Genomic DNA, 15,888 nt, shown 5'->3' on the forward strand with positions numbered 1-15,888 from the left:
TCAGCGGTACGGGTCGGTGATCTCGCCCAGCTTCTCCAGCGCCTCGCGCAGCTGGGTCATGCGGCGCTTGCCGATGTGCCGTTCCCATTCCGCCTCGATTCTCGCGATCTCCGCCTCGGCTACGGGCGCGGCACCCTTCGCCTTCTCGGTGACGCGCACCAGACGCGCCCTGCCGTCGGTCGGGTCCGGCACCCGTTCCACGTAGCCGGCCTTCTCCAGCTGGTCGACCAGGAACCCCGCGGTCTGCTTGGTCACCTGGGCCGCTTCGGCGAGCTCGGTCAGCCGCGTGCCGTCCGGGCCGATCCGTTGCAGGAGGCGGGCCTGGGCGAGGGTGACGTCGTATCCGGCCTCGGTGATCACCGCCATGATCCGGTTCTCCAGATCCCGGTACGGGATGTAGAGCAGCAGCCCGATGTTCACCCGCGACTCCCCTTGTTTTTAGTCAGAGACTCTGATTAAAGTAGTCAGTCTCTCGAACTAAATCAAGGGGATGGTGACGATGGACGAGACCGCGATGTGGCAGACGATCGACTCCGAGCGCGCGGCGACCGCGGACCTGCTCGCCGGGCTCACCGACGTCGAGTGGGCCTACCCGTCGCTGTGCGAGGGCTGGACGGTGCGCGTGGTCGCGGCCCACCTGTCGCTCGGCCCGCGCGTGGGGATCGGCAAGGCCGTGGTCGCCTACGCCAAGGCGCGCGGCAGCTTCAACCGCGTGGTCGACCAGATCTCCCGCGCCGAGGCCCGCAGACCGACCGCCGAGCTCGTCGCGGAACTGCGCGGCATCGTCGGGAGCCGCAGGCTGGCGCCCGGCCAGTCGCTCAAGAACGCTTTGTTGGACATCATGGTCCACACACAGGACATCACCCTGCCGCTCGGCATCGAGCGTCACATGCCGATCGACGCCGCCGTCGTCGCGGCGGAGGACCTGTGGCGGATGGGGTTCCCGTTCCACGCGCGGCGCAGGCTCGCCGGGCACCGGCTCGTCGCCACCGACGCCGACTGGTCCGCCGGCGAGGGCACCGAGGTCAGCGGCCCGATCGAGGCGCTGGTCATGCTGCTGGCCGGACGCACCGCGACCATCCCGCGGCTCACCGGCATCACGGTCTGAGCTCACGCACCACCCGGCGGCACACGTGCACGCGCTCGAACCGTTGGCGCATCTCGGTTTCCCGCTCGATCCTGGCGCGCAGCACCGCCCCGACGGGCTCCAGCCCGTACTTGGCGCTCAGCACCGTGCCCACCTCGGCGGTTGACGCGTGCACCTGCACGTACCGCGACCGCTCCGCAAAACCGTTGCGCGCGAACCACCCCAGCGCTTCCTCGCGGACGCACGCGTCGAGTGACCGCACCCCGCACCGCTCCAGCCGCCGCACGGCTTCCGCGAGCAACGCCGTCGCGATCCCCTTCCGCCGGCAGTCCGGGTGCACCACCACGGTGTCGATGGTCGCCTCCGCTCCGGGCACCGAGACGTCCAGCACTCCCACCACGTCACCGTCGACCGCCACGAGCTCCAGGTCGGCACGACGTTTGTCCGGCCAGACGTCGTCGTAGTGGGTCGTCCTCAGCAACCCGAGAACCCGGCACCGCAGCCACGACGGCTCGTCGGCGGCCTCGTAGTCGCGGACCTCCGCCTGCGCGCCGAGCACTCCTGGCACCTCGGGTCTGCCAGAAGTCCCCAGCAAGCTCAGCCTCCCGGTTCTCCCCCGCACGGCGCCGCTCACGATCCCCCACCTCGCTTCCGCCGCCTCCAGGGTTCCTGATGTCCGGCCTGCTCGCACGCAGGTTCGGGCGTCACCGTTTGCCAGGAACATACTCAGTATGCATACTCGGTAGGCATGTCGGTCAAACACGGTCTGCTCGCGTTGCTCGAGCGCGGACCCATGTACGGCTACCAGCTGCGGGCTGCGTTCGACTCGACCACCGGCGGCACGTGGCCGTTGAACATCGGGCAGGTCTACACGACGTTGTCGCGCCTGGAACGGGACGACCTGGTCGCCGCACTGCCCGAGAACGAGGGCCAGCGCCCCTACGAGATCACCGGCCACGGCCGCGACGAGCTCAAGAAGTGGTTCGCCACGCCCGTCCAGCGCAGTGACCGGCCGCGCGACGAGGTGGCGATCAAGCTCGCGCTCGCGATCACCACCCCCGGCGTCGACGTCGCCAAGGTCGTGATGACCCAGCGCACTGCCACGATGCGCACGCTGCAGGAGTACACGCGGCTCAAGACCCAGCCCGGCGACCTCCCGTGGCTGCTCGTGCTCGACGCGATGATCTTCCAGACCGAGGCGGAGCTGCGCTGGCTCGACCACTGCGAGGCGAGCCTGCTGCGCTACGAGCCGCAGACCCTTCCCCAGCCGGCGGACGTCGAGGTGCCGCGATGACCGTCCTCGAACTGCGCGGCGTGCACCGCGTCCACGGCACCGGCGGGACGGCGGTCAACGCCCTCGACGACGTCTCGCTCACCGTCGAACCCGGCGAGTTCGTCGCCGTGATGGGCCCGTCCGGCTCCGGCAAGTCGACGCTGCTGAACCTCGCCGGCGGCCTCGACAGCCCGACCAGCGGCCAGGTCCTCGTCGACGGCACGAGCCTGCAGTCGTTGTCCCGCAAGCAGCTCGCCGCGTGGCGCCGCAAGCGGATCGGGTACGTCTTCCAGAACCTCAACCTGATCGCGAGCCTCACCGCCGCGGAGAACGTCGCGCTCCCCCTCGACCTCGACGGCGTGCGCCGTTCCCGCAAGCAGGCCGAGCAGGCACTGTCCGAAGTGGACCTCGACGGCTACGCGGACCGCTTCCCCGACGAGATGTCCGGCGGCCAGCAGCAACGCGTCGCCATCGCCCGCGCCCTGATCGGCGAGCGCCGCCTCGTCCTCGCCGACGAACCGACCGGCGCCCTCGACTCCCGCACCGGCGAGACGGTCCTGCGCCTGCTCCGCTCCAAAGTGGACGCCGGAGCCGCCGCCGTCCTCGTGACGCACGACGCCCGGCACGCCGCCTGGGCCGACCGCGTGATCTTCCTGCGCGACGGCGTCGTGGTCGACGTGTCGGAGCGCGACCAGCCAGAACACCTGCTGAGCACGCCGTGAACGGGTGGCGCGCAGCACTGCGCATCGCCTGGCGCGAGGCCCTCAGATCTCGCGGCCGCTCGGCGCTCGTCGTGGCCCTGATCCTCGTCCCGGTGGCCGCTCTCTCGTTCACCGCGGTCGTCTTCGACTCGACCGAGCTGACCCCGTCCGAGGACGCCGCCCGCCGCATGGGCGCCGCGGAAGCGCTGGTCAGCTGGCCCCACCGCGGCCCGGTGATCCAGGAGCCGACGAAGGACCGCGCGATCCCGCAGGGCAACGCCGAGGGCCCCGGCCCGTCCGAGGAACGCCTCCGATCCCTTCTCCCTGGCACCGAGCTCGTCCCGGTGGAACGCGGCGGCGTCAACATCCGCACCACCGCGGGCGTGGGTCGCGCCGGCGTCCGCATGCTCGACCTCGGCAACCCGCTGACCAAAGGCATGATCACGGTCCTGGAAGGCCGCCCGGCCACGACCGCCTCCGAGATCGCGTTGTCCCGCAGGGCGATGACCCGCACCGGCGCCACCCCGGGCGGCACCGTCACCACCGAGGACGGCCGCACGTTCACCGTGGTGGGCGTGATCGAGGACCCGAACCGCCTCGACGACACCACCGTCGTGGCGCTCCCCGGCACCTTCGACCAGGCCGAACGCTCCTGGCTCGTCACCACCCCGATCGACTGGGCGAAGGTCAAGGAGCTCAACAGGTCCGGTATCGCCGTGCTGTCCCGCAGCGTCCTGCACAACCTGCCCTCCGCCGCCGACCGCTACCCGCAGCTGCCCGACTCCAACGAGATCACCGCCGACATCCTCGTCCTGTTCGCGGGCCTGGCCGTGCTGGAGATGTCCCTGCTGGCAGGCTCGGCCATGGCCGTGGGCGCCCGCCGCCGCAAACGCGACCTGGCCCTGATCTCCGCGGTGGGCGGCGCCCCCGGCCACGTCCGCCGAATCGTCCTGGCCGACGGCGTGGTGGTCGGTGTGCTGGCCGCCCTCGGCGGCGTGGCCCTGGGCGTGCTGGCAGCGGTGCTCACCCGCCCGCTCGTCGAGTGGATCGTCGCGGAACGCTTCGGCGCCCAGCGCTTCTTCCCGTCCGCCCTGGCCGCACTGGCCCTGCTGGCCGTCGTCACCGGCGTACTGGCAGCCCTGGTCCCCGCCTGGATCTCCTCCCGCCAGGACGTCGTGACCGCCCTCGCAGGCCGCCGAGGCATCACCCGCTCCCGCCGCCGCTGGCTGGTCCTGGGCCTGGTCCTCATCGCCGCCGGCGCCGTCACCGGCGTCCTCAGCGCGATCAGCATGCAGGTGGTCGGCATCCTCAGCGCCCTGATCCTCACCGAGGTGGGACTGGTCCTCTGCACTCCGGCTCTGCTGGGTCTGCTGGCCAAAGCCGGCCGCTGGCTCCCGGTGGCCCTGCGAATCGCGCTGCGCGACGCCTCCCGCAACCGCACAGCAGCCGCTCCGGCGATCTCCGCGGTGATGGCGGCAGTGATCGGCGCGATGATCGTCAGCGTAATCCTGACCTCCCAAGCAGAACAGGACGCAAACCGGCTCGCGGGCACCATGGGCGACGTCTCCGTCTACCGCCCGGACGACCTCTCGCAGTCCAACACGAACACCACCGTCCCCGCATCCGTCGCCACCGCCATCCGCAACGCCATGCCGGTAGCCGAAACCCACGAGATCAAACTCCTGGCCTGCGACGGCGGCCCCTGCTTCGCCCACATCCGCCCACCAGCGGACCGCGAATGTCCCTACTCCCTCGACGTTCTCCACCGCGAACCCACCGAAGCCGAACAGCAGTCCGCCCTCGCCGACCAGCGCTGCACCGGAGTGAACCAGGCCCACCGCTACTTCGGCACCGTCACCTCACCGAACGGCTTCCTGGCCGTAGCACCCCCAGAAGCCGCGAAGTCCCTGCTACACCTACAACCCGAAGACGTGGCCGCAACCGAAACGGCTCTGCGCCAGGGCAGAATCGTCGTCAACGACCAAAGCCTCGTCTCCGGCGACCAGGTCCTGCTCGCCACCGGCACCCAGGCAACCACCATCCCGGCCCCGGGCCACGCGATCCCGCAACGCCTGAAGGCCCCACTCGCCATGATGACCGAGGAAACCGCCAGATCCCTGGGCTTCAAGGTCAGCGCGTTCACCACGTACGCCACCACAACGCGCATACCCACCGAGTCCGAGCAGGACGCCCTGACCGCAGCCCTGGGCGGCGAGTACGAAGTACAGGTAGTTCGCCCAACGGAGTCCGATGACCAGCAAGCTCTCGGCATCCTGGGCCTGGTAGCAGGCATCATCACCCTCGCGGCGGCCGCTCTGGCCACCGGCCTGGCAGCGGCGGACGGCCGCAAGGACCTGACCACCCTGGCCGCGGTGGGCGCCTCCCCCACCCTGCGCAAACTGCTGTCCCTGAGCCAAGCAGGCGTGATCGCGGGCATCGGCGGCCTCCTGGGCACAGCAGCAGGCGTCGGCTCAGCTCTCGCACTACTGGCGGCTCTCAACGTCGGCTACGCAACCCACTGGCCCCAACCAGAACTGAACCCACTGACAATCCCCTGGCCGAACGTCCTCATCTCACTGCTGGTGGTCCCAACCGTGGCAATGCTGGGCGCGGCCCTCGTCACCCGTTCCCGCCTCCCGATCGAACGCCGCGAATAGGCTGCAAGCCATGACCACCTTCGCGATAGTGCACGGGGCAGGCGACGTGGGTTGGTCGTGGAACCTGGTAGCAGACTCCCTGGAAACCAAGGGCCACACCGTCATCGCCCCGGACCTCCCCACCGAAGACGAGCAGAAGGACCTGACAGCCTGGGCGTCGACAGTGACCGACGCCCTCCCGTCCACTTCAGACGTGGTGGTAGTAGGCCACTCCTTCGGCGGCTTCGTCGCCCCACTGGTAGCAGCAAAGATCAACGCCAAGGCCTTGATCTTCGTAACGGCAATGCTCCCCAAACCAGGCGAGCGCCCAGCCGACTGGTGGGAGAACACCGGCTACACCGACAGCGGCCTGGAAGACCAGTTCTGGCACGACGTCCCGCCACACCTGGCCGAGGAGAGCCAAAAACGGGAACGAGGCATGTCAGAAACCGCCATGGCAAAGCCGTGGCCGCTGGACGCGATGCCCGACATCCCAACCCACTTCATCCTGTGCACAGAGGACCGCTTCTTCACCCCAGAGTTCATGCGCCCACTGGTGGCAGACCGCCTGGGCGTGGAACCGGTAGAGCTGACCGCAGGCCACTGCGCACAACTGAGCAACCCAACAGGCTTGGCAACCCTGCTGAGCAACTACGCGAACTAGGGCCGAGGCCGAAGGCGAGGCGACGCGATGGCGGAGCCGAGCAAGCTCTTCGCGTGGGGAACCGCACGCCCTACGCAACGCGCAGCCGCCCAACGCAACAGGCGTGCCATCAACCCGCCCGCGGCGCTGGCCGGTCTTTGATCAGATTGGCGGGGTAAGGGCAGAGCCCCCAAGCCCTGAACAGGAACGGACCCGCCCAACCCAACCACCTACGAACACGAAACCGGCAGCCGCCAACGCACCGGGGGGACGACCTACGCAACCGCCGCGCACAACCAAGCCCCACCGCAAGGCAAAGGGCCCCCGACCAAAAGCCGAGGGCCCCGCAACACCCAAAATCCTACTTGGACTCGTCCTCAGGCAACGAAACGTCCTCCACCGGCTTACCACCCTTGGTCCCAGCCGGCATCAACGAATCCAACGCCGACCCAGCAATCCGGCGGAACGCCCTCCGAGGCCGAGCCCTCTCCAACACCGCCACCTCCAACTTGGCAGCAGGCAAAACCTCAGGCGACCCGTTCCCAGTGGACGGCGACCCGGCAGACAACGCCTTCACGGCAACCGGAACGGCGTCCGACAACGACAACCCGTCGGAGAACGACTCCTTCAGAGCAGTGTTGGCAGCATCCACAGTCCCACCCATGACGATGTACTGCGGCTCATCCACAATGGACCCGTCGTACGTCAACCGGTACAACGTGTCCGACTCCGCCGAGTCTCCGACCTCAGCCACACAGATCTCCACCTCGAACGGCTTGATCTGCTCGGTGAAGTAGGTACCCAACGTGGTCGCGTAAACGTTGGCGAGCGAACGAGAAGTGACGTCCCGGGGATCGTTCTGATATCCACGCACGTCAGCGAACCGGATACCGGCCTGCCGAAGGTTCTCGAACTCGCTGTACCGCCCGACGGCCGCGAAGCCGATGCGGTCGTAGATCTCCGAGACCTTGTGCAGCGTGCTGGACGGGTTTTCCGCGACGAACAGAATGCCGTCCGCGTACTTCAGCACGATGACGCTGCGACCCCTGGCGATGCCCTTGCGGGCGTACTCCGAGCGGTCGCGCATCACCTGCTCTGCCGATGCGTACAGCGGCATCGTCATGGGTGGTGCTCCTGACGTCGAACCGGTGGGGGACTCAGCCTGCGGGGCGGGACCGGCGGCCTTCGACGACCGCGTCGGCGATCGTCTGGACCTGCGACTCCGGTACCTCGACGGCGCCGTCGGCACCGTTGATCGTGACCACGATCGGGTAAAGGCGCCGGACCGGGTCCGGGCCACCGGTCGCCGAGTCGTCGTCCGCTGCGTCGTAGAGGGCCTCGACGACCGCGCGGATCGCGGTCTCGACGTCGGCGTCCGGGTCGTAGAGCTTCTTGAGCGCCGACTTCGCGAAGAGCGAACCCGAGCCCACGGCCTGGTAGCCCTGCGACTCCTCGTAACGGCCGCCGGTGACGTCGTAGGACACGATGCGGCCCGCGCGTTCGGGATCTGCGGCCGAGGTGTCGTACCCGGCGAACAGAGGCACCACGGCGAGGCCGGCCATGGCCGCGTCGAGGTTGCCCCTGATCATCGCCGAGAGGCGGTTCGCCTTGCCGTCGAGCGACAGCGGAACGCCCTCGATCTTCTCGTAGTGCCGCAGCTCGACCGCGTACAGCCGCACGATCTCGATCGCGATGCCCGCGGTGCCCGCGATGCCGACGGCCGAGTGGTCGTCGGTCACGAAGACCTTCTTCATGTCGCGCTGGGCGATGACGTTGCCCATCGTCGCGCGCCGGTCGCCGGCGATCACGACGCCACCCTTGTACGTGGCCGCGACGATCGTCGTCCCGTGCGGGGCCTGGACGGTCCCCTCCGGGAGCTTCCGGGCGCTAGGCAACATGTCGGGTGCCTGTGCCCGCAGGAAGTCCGTGAACGACGACGAGCCCGGCGTGAGGTACGCCGAAGGCAGCGCCGCGGCCGGGTAACGCCCGGTCGAGCTGTTGTCCATGTGTTGGTTGTTCTCCCGTCCCCGAAATGGTCAACAGGCCCCCGGAGGCCTACTGACCACCCTTCTGCACATATGCGCGGACGAAGTCCTCCGCGTTCTCCTCGAGCACGTCGTCGATCTCGTCGAGGATCGCGTCCACGTCCTCGCCGAGCTTCTCGCGGCGTTCCTGACCGGCACCCGCGGCGTCGTCGGCACCGTCGTCGCCGTCGCCACCGCCCTGGCGCTGCTTCTGTTCCTGGGACATCTCGGCCTCCCGCATAACTCGCCTGACAAGAACACTACCCAGCGGCACCGACAAAAATCCTGAGCCACTCGGGTAGACGATCACCCGCGAGTCAGTGCGTCCACCAGCTGCTCGGCGGTGTCAGAAGCCTCCAACAACGCTCCGACGTGCGCTTTTGTGCCTCGAAGCGGTTCGAGCGTCGGAATTCGCACGAGCGATTCCCGACCGAGATCAAAGATCACCGAGTCCCACGAAGCGGCCGCGACCGAGGTCGGGTAGCGCTCCAGGCACCGGCCGCGGAAGTACGCACGCGTGTCCTCAGGCGGCGTGGTGATGGCCGCGCGGACCTCCTCCTCGCTGACCAGCCGCTTCATCGAGCCGCGCGCGACCAGGCGGTTGTAGAGGCCCTTGTCGAGCCGCACGTCCGAGTACTGCAGGTCGACCAGGTTCAGCCGCGCGGAACCCCAGGCGAGGCCGTCGCGCTGCCGGTAGCCCTCGAGCAGCCGCAGCTTGGCGACCCAGTCGAGCCGGTCCGCGCACTCCGCCGGGTCGCGGGCCAGCGCGTCGAGCACCTCGCCCCAGATCCGCAGGACGTCGCGGTCGCCGACGCCCTCCTTCTCGACGAAGGCGGTCGCGCGCTCGTGGTAGGCGAACTGCACGTCGAGGCCGGTGAACTTGCGGCCGCCGGTCAGCTCGACCTTGGTCTTGAGCGTCGGGTCGTGGCTGATCTGGTGCACCGCGCGCACCGGGTCGACCAGGCGCAGGTCGTCGAAGCGCTGGCCGGCCTCGATCATGTCCAGCACCAGCGACGTCGTGCCGACCTTGAGGTACGTCGAGTACTCGGCCAGGTTCGCGTCGCCGATGATGACGTGCAGGCGGCGGTACTTGTCCGCGTCCGCGTGCGGCTCGTCGCGCGTGTTGATGATGCCGCGCTTGAGCGTCGTCTCCAGGCCGACCTCGACCTCGATGTAGTCGGCGCGCTGTGAGAGCTGGTAGCCCGCCTCCTCGCCGGACGGGCCGATGCCCACGCGGCCGGAACCGGTCACGACCTGGCGCGACACGAAGAACGGCGTGAGGCCCGCGATGACGGCCGTGAACGGCGTCGACCGCTGCATCAGGTAGTTCTCGTGCGTGCCGTACGACGCGCCCTTGCCGTCGACGTTGTTCTTGTACAGCTGCAGGCGGGGCTGGCCGGGCACGGTGGCGGCCTTCAGCGCGGCCTCCTCCATCACCCGCTCCCCCGCCTTGTCCCAGATCACCGCGTCACGCGCGTTGGTGACCTCGGGAGCCGAGTACTCGGGGTGCGCGTGGTCGACGTAGAGCCGCGCGCCGTTGGTGAGGATGACGTTCGCCGCGCCCAGGTCCTCGACGTCGGAGTCGGCGGGGTGACCACCGGGCGAGCCCAGGTCGAACCCTCGCGCGTCGCGCAGCGGCGACTCCACCTCGTAGTCCCACCGGGCACGCCTGGCGCGCGGTATGTCCGCCGCCGCCGCGTACGCGAGCACCACCTGTGTCGAAGTGAGCACCGGGTTCGCGGTCGCGTCGCCCGGCACCGCGATGCCGTACTCGACCTCGGTTCCCATGATCCGCCGCATACGCAACACCCTACGACCTAGGCCCTACGCGTGCGATGAAGGGAACCTTCATCCACTTGAGGTGGATGAAGGTTCCCTTCATCGATCTCAGCTCTACCCGGACGCCAGTCCTGCTGCCGGGCGAATGCGAGAAGCGCCCCGCGAAGGCCCGAACGCGGCGACCACGGCGAGCACCACGACCGCCAGCGCGCCGATGACCAGCGGCAACACCACCGTCGCGCCCGGCAGCGAGAGGTCGAGGCCGGTCGCCAGGATCGCGATTTCCGCGTAACCGAACCCGAGCACGCCACCACCGATCACGCCCACGAGGGCCAACATGACCGCTTCAGCGATGACTCCGCCCTGCAGCCCGCCTTGAGTGACGCCCAAGGCGCGCCTGAGCGCGAGCTCCTTGCGGCGCTCCTGGACCGAGATCGTCAGGGCGGTGCCGATGCCGGTCACGGCGACCGCGACGGACAGCCCGAGCAGCACCATCATCAGCACGGTGCCGAGGTGCATGTACCGGTCCGCGTTCGCCCGCTCGTCCGCGTCCGTCCGCACGATCACGGTCGGGTTGTTGGGCAGCGCGGCCTGCAGGCCCGCCCGGAACTTCGCCGGGTCGACGCCAGGTTTGAGCGCGACCAGCACCTTCTCCGCCGTCCCCGTGGTCAGGCCGCCGAGGATCGTCGTGTAGCCGGTGAGCGTGCCGGGCACCGTGCCCACGACCTTGTACTGCTTCCCGTCGTTCTCGACGAACGAACGGTCCGACCAGTGCTCGGGCACGACCGCTGTCCCGGCGACGAGCTGCTCGGCACCGGCGACGTTCTGCGCCTTCATCCACGCCTTGAACTCGTCCGGGTCCACGCCGGCCCCGTTCTCGGCCTTGTGCAGCACGACGCTCGCCGCCACGCCGTCCTGCGCGGGAATCACCGGCAGCGGCCGCTCCCCCGCGTCCACGACGGTCGCGTCCGGGCGTTCCTCGTTGGCGAACGTGTAGGTCATCTCCTGCGCACTGCCCAGCACGACCAGGAAGAACGTCACCATCGAGCTGGCCAGCAGCAACGGCAGCGCCACCGACGCCGACCGCTGCGGCATCCTGCGCACCTCCGCGCCGGCGAGCTTCCACTGCGTCCAACGAGTACCACCGATCTTGCCGAACAGCCGCGCGATGAACGGCACCGTCACCGGGCCGAGGATCCAGAACAGTCCGGTCACCGCGGCGATCGCGGAGAACGTGACCGCGAGCGGAGCACCCGCGGTGCCCTTGGCGGCGACGGCCAGCAGGGCCAGCATCGCCGCACCACCGGTGAACAGCAGGCCGAACACCAGCCGCAGCCGGCGGACCGAGCGGGGCGGCACCTCGTTCTCCGCGTCACGCAGAGCAGCCAACGGCGACACGCGCGCAGCGTTGATCGCAGGCCGTACAGCCGCCATCACGCTCAACAGCGCGGCAACGACAACTCCGAGAACGACGTACCCGAGCGACGGCAACAGTTCCGGGCTCAGCTGCACCGCGCCGAACAGCGCGGAGATGCCCGTGACGTCGAACGTCCTGGCCAGCACCCACGCCATCGGCCCACCGAGCAGCGCACCACCGACACCGGCCAGCGCACCTGTCACGAACGCCTCGAACAGGCTCCTGCGCACCAACGGCCCGCGCTGGGCACCGATGCACCGCAGCAGCGCCGTCTGCCGTTGACGTTGCGCGTAGACGGCGCGGAACGTGGCCGCGGCGACGAACACCGCCGTCGCCAGCGCGAGCACGCTGAACGGCAGCAGGATGAACTTCAGGTCGTCACCGACCTTGTCCGCGTCCGGCGCCGGGTCCCACACGACGTACGACGCGCCCGCCGCGCTCGCCACGGCGTCGCGAGAGCCGCCGATCACCCACACCGCCAGGGTGTCCGGCTGCGGGTCGAGCTTGCGCGCGAGGTCCGGACCGGCGACCAGGATCGGCCGCGAGTCCATCCCGCCCTTCTTCATGACACCGCTGACCGTGACCTCGATCGGCCGTCCGTCCGCGGCGGCGAGCTTGATCCGGTCGCCCGGCTTGAGGCCGCGCTCGTAGGCGGTCATCTTGTCGACGGCGACCTCACCGTCCGCGGCGGGTGCCTTGCCCTCGGCCAACGGCCAGCGCACGAGGTCCGGTTGCTGGACCTCCACCTCGGCCCGGTGCTCCCCCGCACGGCCGTTGGCGTCGAGCAGGTCCGCGTGCGCCTGCTGCACCGGCACTGCCCTGCCGACCGCCGACAGCTTGGCCAGCAACGCGTCGTCGAGCTTCGGGCGGTTCGCCTCCACGGTGTTCTCGTCGTAGGGCTGTCGTTTGACGTCCACCACGTGGCCCACTGTGGACGGTGTGAGCGGTGCGCCCTCGTCGACCGACCTGGTGAGCGCGTCGCTCAGCACCAGGGCGGCCAGCAGGCAGGCCACACCGACCACGAGCGCGACGCCCGGCAGCAGCGCGCGGCCCGGCCGGGCGCGGAACTCGGCGACGCCGAGCCGCAGGGAAGTGGACACGAATCCTCCTCGGTGACGTCTGACGGTCACGAAGGTAGGAAGGAAGGCGATCAGCGGGCGTCGGACTGCGGTAGCAAGCTCGCGTACGACCACAGGAGGACACGGGGATGATCAACCTCTACGACGAGGAGCGGTTCGTCATCGGCACGGTCTCGCGGGAACGCATGCGCGCGGAAAACCTCTGGCACGGCTGCGCGACCATCGTCGTGCGGTCACTGGACGGCTCCCGTGTCTACGTGCACCGCCGCACCGACACCAAGGACATCTTCCCCGGCCTGTACGACTGCACCGCGGGTGGCGTGATCGACGCGGGCGAGGTTCCGGACACGGCCGCCGAACGCGAGCTGCGCGAAGAACTCGGCGTCGAGGTGCCGCTGAAGAAGTTGTTCATCTCCAAGTACGTCGACGACCACACGCGCTACCACGTGTGGGTGTACGAGGCGCGCACCGACGGGCCGTTCACCCACCAGCCCGAGGAAGTCGCCTGGGGCGGGTGGATGGACCTCGAAGAGCTCAGGGACAAGATCGAGGACCCCGACTGGCCGCTCGTCCCCGACGGCCGGGTGATCGGCCGGGAGTGGTTGCGTTTCAACGACTCCCGCTGAATCACAGCCAGCCGCGTTCGTCGGCGACCCGCAGGGCCTCCATCCGGTTGCGCGTGCCGGTTTTCGTGGTGGCGCCGGAGAGGTAGTTCCGCACGGTGCCCTCGGCGAGGTACAGCCGGGCGGCGATCTCGGCCACGGTCGCGCTGGAGCGGGCGGCGATGAGGACGTCGCGTTCGCGGGCGGTCAACGGCGACTCGCCGGCCGCCGGCGTGGCCGCGGCGAGCACCGGGTCGACCACCGGTTCGCCGGCCGCCACCCGCCGGACGGCGTCGGCGAGCACGTCGGCGGGAGCGTCCTTCACGACGAAGGTCCGCAGACCGTCCAAACCGGACCCGGCCCCGCCGGGCCGCCCAGGCCGTCGTCGCGCACCTCCACCGAGGACGACACCGCGCCGGTGACGATGTCGGGGTTGCCGCTGAACACCACGATCGCCGGCAACGTCAGCACGCCCGCGGCCGCGTAACCGCCGAGCAGAACCTTGGCGATGTGCAGCTTCTCGCGAGCATCAGGATCTGTCTTCGTCATGCCGACAATGCTGGTTGTGCGGAGTTTTCGCTGGTAGCGATGATCTGCACGTCCTCGGCGTGACATCTGTCAGAAACCTGACAACTAGGTCCAGGCCAACCCGGCGCGCGTCTTCCAGTACTGCTCGGCAGGCTCGGCCAGGTCCGGCAGGTCGACGTCGACCCGCAGCGCGTCCACATTGGACCGCAGTTGCTCCGGGCTCGCCGCACCCGACAGCACGACGTCCACCCACGGCTGCCGCGCGATCGCCGCCAGCGCCACGGCGTCCGGTCCGACGCCCAGCGCTTCCGCCTGTGCCGCAACCGCTTGCGGAGGCTCGACGACGAGCCTGCCGTTCGCCACGCCCTCCTTGACGATCACGCGCAGCCCGGCGTCGTGCGCCTCCCGCAGCGCCTCGCCCGCCGAGGTCTCCAGCACGTTCCAGGTGGACTGGACGGACGAGAAGATGCCGAGCTCGAGCGCCTTGCGGATCGCGTCGGCCTGCCGCGGTCCGGACGTGGAGAAGCCCAGCGGCACGCCGATCCCGACCATCGCGTCCAGCAGAGCGCGATCTGAGAACAACGGGCTGTCCGCCGTCAGCGAGTGCACCTGGTAGAGGTCGACGCGCGACAGCAGCGCGCGGGTTTCCTGCCACTGCCGGGTGAAGCGGGCCAGGGAGTGCTCCTTGACCTCGTGCACCTCGGCGTCGGGCCGCCAGTCCGCCGTGTAGGCGTAACCCCACTTGCTGGAGATCGTCACGTCGTCGTGGCCGGGCAGCCACGACGACAGGAACTCCTCCGACAGCCCGTACGAGCGGGCAGCGTCGACCCAGCGAATGCCCAGTTCGTAGGCCGTGTCGAGAACACGGTGGCATTGCGCACGCATCGACTCGACGTCACGCACGGCAGGAAGCGCGTCTTCACGACCGAGGTTGATGTAGGCGGGACGACCGAGTGACGCCAGTCCGAGCGCTAGTTGAGCCATGGTGCAACGGTAAACGGCGGCCCCGCGGGACCGCCGTTCACGTGACCCGCCGGGGTCGATCTAGCGGTTGGCCCTGATGTGGTTGCGCACCCACTTGCCGGCTTCCTTCAGCGGACCCACGCCCGTGAAGCTGTTGCCGGAGCAGGTACCGCCCTTGAACACGGCGCCGGAGCGCTTGTCGTCGGAGAAGTTCCAGTTCGTCCACGAGATCTTCGCGGAGTTCATGAACGTGATGAACTTGTTCGCCATGGTGAAGTCGTTGGGACCGTCACCGGAGGCCTCCTGCGAACCGAACTCGGTGACGAACACCGGCACCTGGCTCGAGACCGTCTTCAGGGCGTTGAGGTAGCTGTCCCTGTGGTCCTTGGCGTAGAAGTGGAACGTGTACATCAGGTTCGAGGCGTTGACCTTGTTGCGGCTCACCTCGTTGATGTCCTTGCCGTCGGACAGGCCGAACGTCGACCAGCCGTGCGTGCCCACGAGCACCAGGCTGTCCGGGTCCTCGGCGCGGATCGTCGGGATGACGGCCTCGGCGTAGGACTTGACCCGCGACCACGACACGCCGTTCGGTTCGTTGGCGATGTCGTAGATGATGTTGGTCTTGTCCTTGTGCCGCTGCGCGATCTCCTTGAAGAACGTCTTGGCGCGCGAGGTGTTGTGGTTCGGGTCGCCCGGCGAGAGCTGGTGCCAGTCCACCAGCGCGTACAGGCCGCGCTTGGTGGCCTCCTCGATGTAGCCGTGCACCATGTCGGTGAACTTCCGGGGGTTCGACTCGTAGCCGCCCTCCTGGATGTACATCGAGATGCGCAGGACGTCGGCCTTCCAGTCGTTCGCGAGCGCGTCCAGGGACGCGGTCTTGACGCACTGGGAGTACCACTGGATGCCGTGGGTGCTCATGCCCCGCAACTGGACCTGCTGGCCCGCCTGGTTGCACAGCTTCACACCGCAGACCTTCAGCTGGCCGTTGACCGCCGCGGGCGAACCCGGTGGCAGAGCGGCAGCGGAGACGTCACCCTCGGCGGCGGCGGAACTTCCCGCCACGACACCGGTCAACGGGAGCACGACTGCCGCGGCGAGCGCCACCACAGACTTCTGCCAAGCCATTCAGCGTCTCCTCTCGGACTGCTGGCGGCGG

General features: G+C 69.1%; 17 protein-coding genes. 6 read left to right on the forward strand and 11 right to left on the reverse strand.

Annotated elements, in window-relative coordinates:
- Positions 1-420 (reverse strand): MarR family winged helix-turn-helix transcriptional regulator, encoded by a 420-nt coding sequence (locus ACFOWZ_RS34260; RefSeq protein WP_382378102.1) that lies wholly within the window; start codon positions 418-420, stop codon positions 1-3.
- Between the two features lie 79 nt (positions 421-499).
- Here ACFOWZ_RS34260 and ACFOWZ_RS34265 point away from each other — a divergent pair, with 79 nt between their 5' ends.
- A complete protein-coding gene (locus ACFOWZ_RS34265; protein WP_382378103.1) occupies positions 500-1,108 on the forward strand; it encodes a maleylpyruvate isomerase family mycothiol-dependent enzyme in 609 nt (202 codons plus the stop codon).
- On the opposite strand, the gene ACFOWZ_RS34270 is transcribed toward ACFOWZ_RS34265, so the two are convergent.
- Complete coding sequence (locus ACFOWZ_RS34270) at positions 1,098-1,682, reverse strand: GNAT family N-acetyltransferase (protein ID WP_382378104.1); 585 nt, start codon at positions 1,680-1,682, stop codon at positions 1,098-1,100. The genes ACFOWZ_RS34265 and ACFOWZ_RS34270 overlap by 11 nt on opposite strands.
- 153 nt (positions 1,683-1,835) lie before the next feature.
- Here ACFOWZ_RS34270 and ACFOWZ_RS34275 point away from each other — a divergent pair, with 153 nt between their 5' ends.
- The 4 genes from ACFOWZ_RS34275 to ACFOWZ_RS34290 are packed head-to-tail and all read left to right on the forward strand — an operon-like array spanning position 1,836 to position 6,361.
- Positions 1,836-2,381, forward strand: coding sequence for a PadR family transcriptional regulator (locus tag ACFOWZ_RS34275; protein WP_382378105.1), 546 nt, complete (start codon positions 1,836-1,838; stop codon positions 2,379-2,381).
- Positions 2,378-3,082, forward strand: coding sequence for an ABC transporter ATP-binding protein (locus ACFOWZ_RS34280; protein ID WP_382378106.1), 705 nt, complete (start codon positions 2,378-2,380; stop codon positions 3,080-3,082). Before ACFOWZ_RS34275 ends, ACFOWZ_RS34280 begins: the two co-directional genes overlap by 4 nt.
- Entirely contained in the window at positions 3,079-5,718 is a 2,640-nt protein-coding gene (locus ACFOWZ_RS34285) for an FtsX-like permease family protein (RefSeq protein WP_382378107.1), read from the forward strand. The genes ACFOWZ_RS34280 and ACFOWZ_RS34285 overlap by 4 nt, the downstream gene beginning before the upstream one ends.
- Positions 5,719-5,728: 10 nt before the next feature.
- Entirely contained in the window at positions 5,729-6,361 is a 633-nt protein-coding gene (locus ACFOWZ_RS34290; protein WP_382378108.1) for an alpha/beta fold hydrolase, read from the forward strand.
- A 340-nt stretch (positions 6,362-6,701) separates the two neighbouring features.
- On the opposite strand, the gene prcA is transcribed toward ACFOWZ_RS34290, so the two are convergent.
- The 5 genes from prcA to ACFOWZ_RS34315 form a co-directional block, all read right to left on the reverse strand.
- Positions 6,702-7,463, reverse strand: coding sequence for a proteasome subunit alpha (prcA, locus tag ACFOWZ_RS34295; protein ID WP_382378109.1), 762 nt, complete (start codon positions 7,461-7,463; stop codon positions 6,702-6,704).
- Positions 7,464-7,497: 34 nt separating this feature from the next.
- The gene (prcB, locus tag ACFOWZ_RS34300; protein ID WP_382378110.1) at positions 7,498-8,346 is read right to left on the reverse strand and encodes a proteasome subunit beta; all 849 of its coding nucleotides are present in this window, start codon (positions 8,344-8,346) and stop codon (positions 7,498-7,500) included.
- 49 nt (positions 8,347-8,395) lie between these two features.
- Positions 8,396-8,590, reverse strand: coding sequence for a ubiquitin-like protein Pup (locus ACFOWZ_RS34305; RefSeq protein WP_030471529.1), 195 nt, complete (start codon positions 8,588-8,590; stop codon positions 8,396-8,398).
- 80 nt (positions 8,591-8,670) lie between these two features.
- Positions 8,671-10,164 (reverse strand): depupylase/deamidase Dop, encoded by a 1,494-nt coding sequence (gene dop, locus ACFOWZ_RS34310; protein WP_030471528.1) that lies wholly within the window; start codon positions 10,162-10,164, stop codon positions 8,671-8,673.
- A gap of 93 nt (positions 10,165-10,257) precedes the next feature.
- A complete protein-coding gene (locus ACFOWZ_RS34315) occupies positions 10,258-12,660 on the reverse strand; it encodes an FtsX-like permease family protein (RefSeq protein WP_382378111.1) in 2,403 nt (800 codons plus the stop codon).
- A 107-nt stretch (positions 12,661-12,767) separates the two neighbouring features.
- Between ACFOWZ_RS34315 and ACFOWZ_RS34320 the strand changes: the two genes are divergently transcribed.
- On the forward strand, positions 12,768-13,265 hold the full coding sequence (locus tag ACFOWZ_RS34320) for an NUDIX hydrolase (RefSeq protein ID WP_382378112.1): 498 nt from the start codon (positions 12,768-12,770) through the stop codon (positions 13,263-13,265).
- Position 13,266: 1 nt separating this feature from the next.
- On the opposite strand, the gene ACFOWZ_RS34325 is transcribed toward ACFOWZ_RS34320, so the two are convergent.
- The 4 genes from ACFOWZ_RS34325 to ACFOWZ_RS34340 all read right to left on the reverse strand — a co-directional run bounded on the left by ACFOWZ_RS34325 (position 13,267) and on the right by ACFOWZ_RS34340 (position 15,857).
- Positions 13,267-13,566 (reverse strand): response regulator transcription factor, encoded by a 300-nt coding sequence (locus ACFOWZ_RS34325; RefSeq protein WP_382378113.1) that lies wholly within the window; start codon positions 13,564-13,566, stop codon positions 13,267-13,269.
- Positions 13,563-13,790 (reverse strand): hypothetical protein, encoded by a 228-nt coding sequence (locus ACFOWZ_RS34330; RefSeq protein WP_382378114.1) that lies wholly within the window; start codon positions 13,788-13,790, stop codon positions 13,563-13,565. Before ACFOWZ_RS34330 ends, ACFOWZ_RS34325 begins: the two co-directional genes overlap by 4 nt.
- Before the next feature lie 84 nt (positions 13,791-13,874).
- Positions 13,875-14,753 carry an aldo/keto reductase gene (locus tag ACFOWZ_RS34335; protein ID WP_382378115.1) on the reverse strand — a complete coding sequence of 293 codons (879 nt, stop codon included), beginning with the start codon at positions 14,751-14,753 and terminating at the stop codon, positions 13,875-13,877.
- Positions 14,754-14,813: 60 nt separating this feature from the next.
- Positions 14,814-15,857: a glycoside hydrolase family 5 protein gene (locus ACFOWZ_RS34340; protein ID WP_382378116.1), complete on the reverse strand. Its 1,044-nt coding sequence runs from the start codon at positions 15,855-15,857 to the stop codon at positions 14,814-14,816.
- Positions 15,858-15,888: the final 31 nt, after the last annotated feature.

It is taken from the genome of Lentzea rhizosphaerae (assembly GCF_042649515.1).
Lineage (GTDB): Bacteria > Actinomycetota > Actinomycetes > Mycobacteriales > Pseudonocardiaceae > Lentzea > Lentzea aerocolonigenes.

Bases quoted from the DNA above. Each gene is read 5' to 3' on its own strand.
- ACFOWZ_RS34265 (WP_382378103.1), top strand. From the start codon at position 500: ATGGACGAGACCGCGATGTGGCAGACGATCGACTCCGAGCGCGCGGCG.
- ACFOWZ_RS34275 (WP_382378105.1), top strand. From the start codon at position 1,836: ATGTCGGTCAAACACGGTCTGCTCGCGTTGCTCGAGCGCGGACCCATG.
- ACFOWZ_RS34280 (WP_382378106.1), top strand. From the start codon at position 2,378: ATGACCGTCCTCGAACTGCGCGGCGTGCACCGCGTCCACGGCACCGGC.
- ACFOWZ_RS34290 (WP_382378108.1), top strand. From the start codon at position 5,729: ATGACCACCTTCGCGATAGTGCACGGGGCAGGCGACGTGGGTTGGTCG.
- prcA (WP_382378109.1), bottom strand. From the start codon at position 7,463: ATGACGATGCCGCTGTACGCATCGGCAGAGCAGGTGATGCGCGACCGC.
- prcB (WP_382378110.1), bottom strand. From the start codon at position 8,346: ATGGACAACAGCTCGACCGGGCGTTACCCGGCCGCGGCGCTGCCTTCG.
- ACFOWZ_RS34305 (WP_030471529.1), bottom strand. From the start codon at position 8,590: ATGTCCCAGGAACAGAAGCAGCGCCAGGGCGGTGGCGACGGCGACGAC.
- dop (WP_030471528.1), bottom strand. From the start codon at position 10,164: ATGCGGCGGATCATGGGAACCGAGGTCGAGTACGGCATCGCGGTGCCG.
- ACFOWZ_RS34320 (WP_382378112.1), top strand. From the start codon at position 12,768: ATGATCAACCTCTACGACGAGGAGCGGTTCGTCATCGGCACGGTCTCG.
- ACFOWZ_RS34330 (WP_382378114.1), bottom strand. From the start codon at position 13,790: ATGACGAAGACAGATCCTGATGCTCGCGAGAAGCTGCACATCGCCAAG.
- ACFOWZ_RS34335 (WP_382378115.1), bottom strand. From the start codon at position 14,753: ATGGCTCAACTAGCGCTCGGACTGGCGTCACTCGGTCGTCCCGCCTAC.
- ACFOWZ_RS34340 (WP_382378116.1), bottom strand. From the start codon at position 15,857: ATGGCTTGGCAGAAGTCTGTGGTGGCGCTCGCCGCGGCAGTCGTGCTC.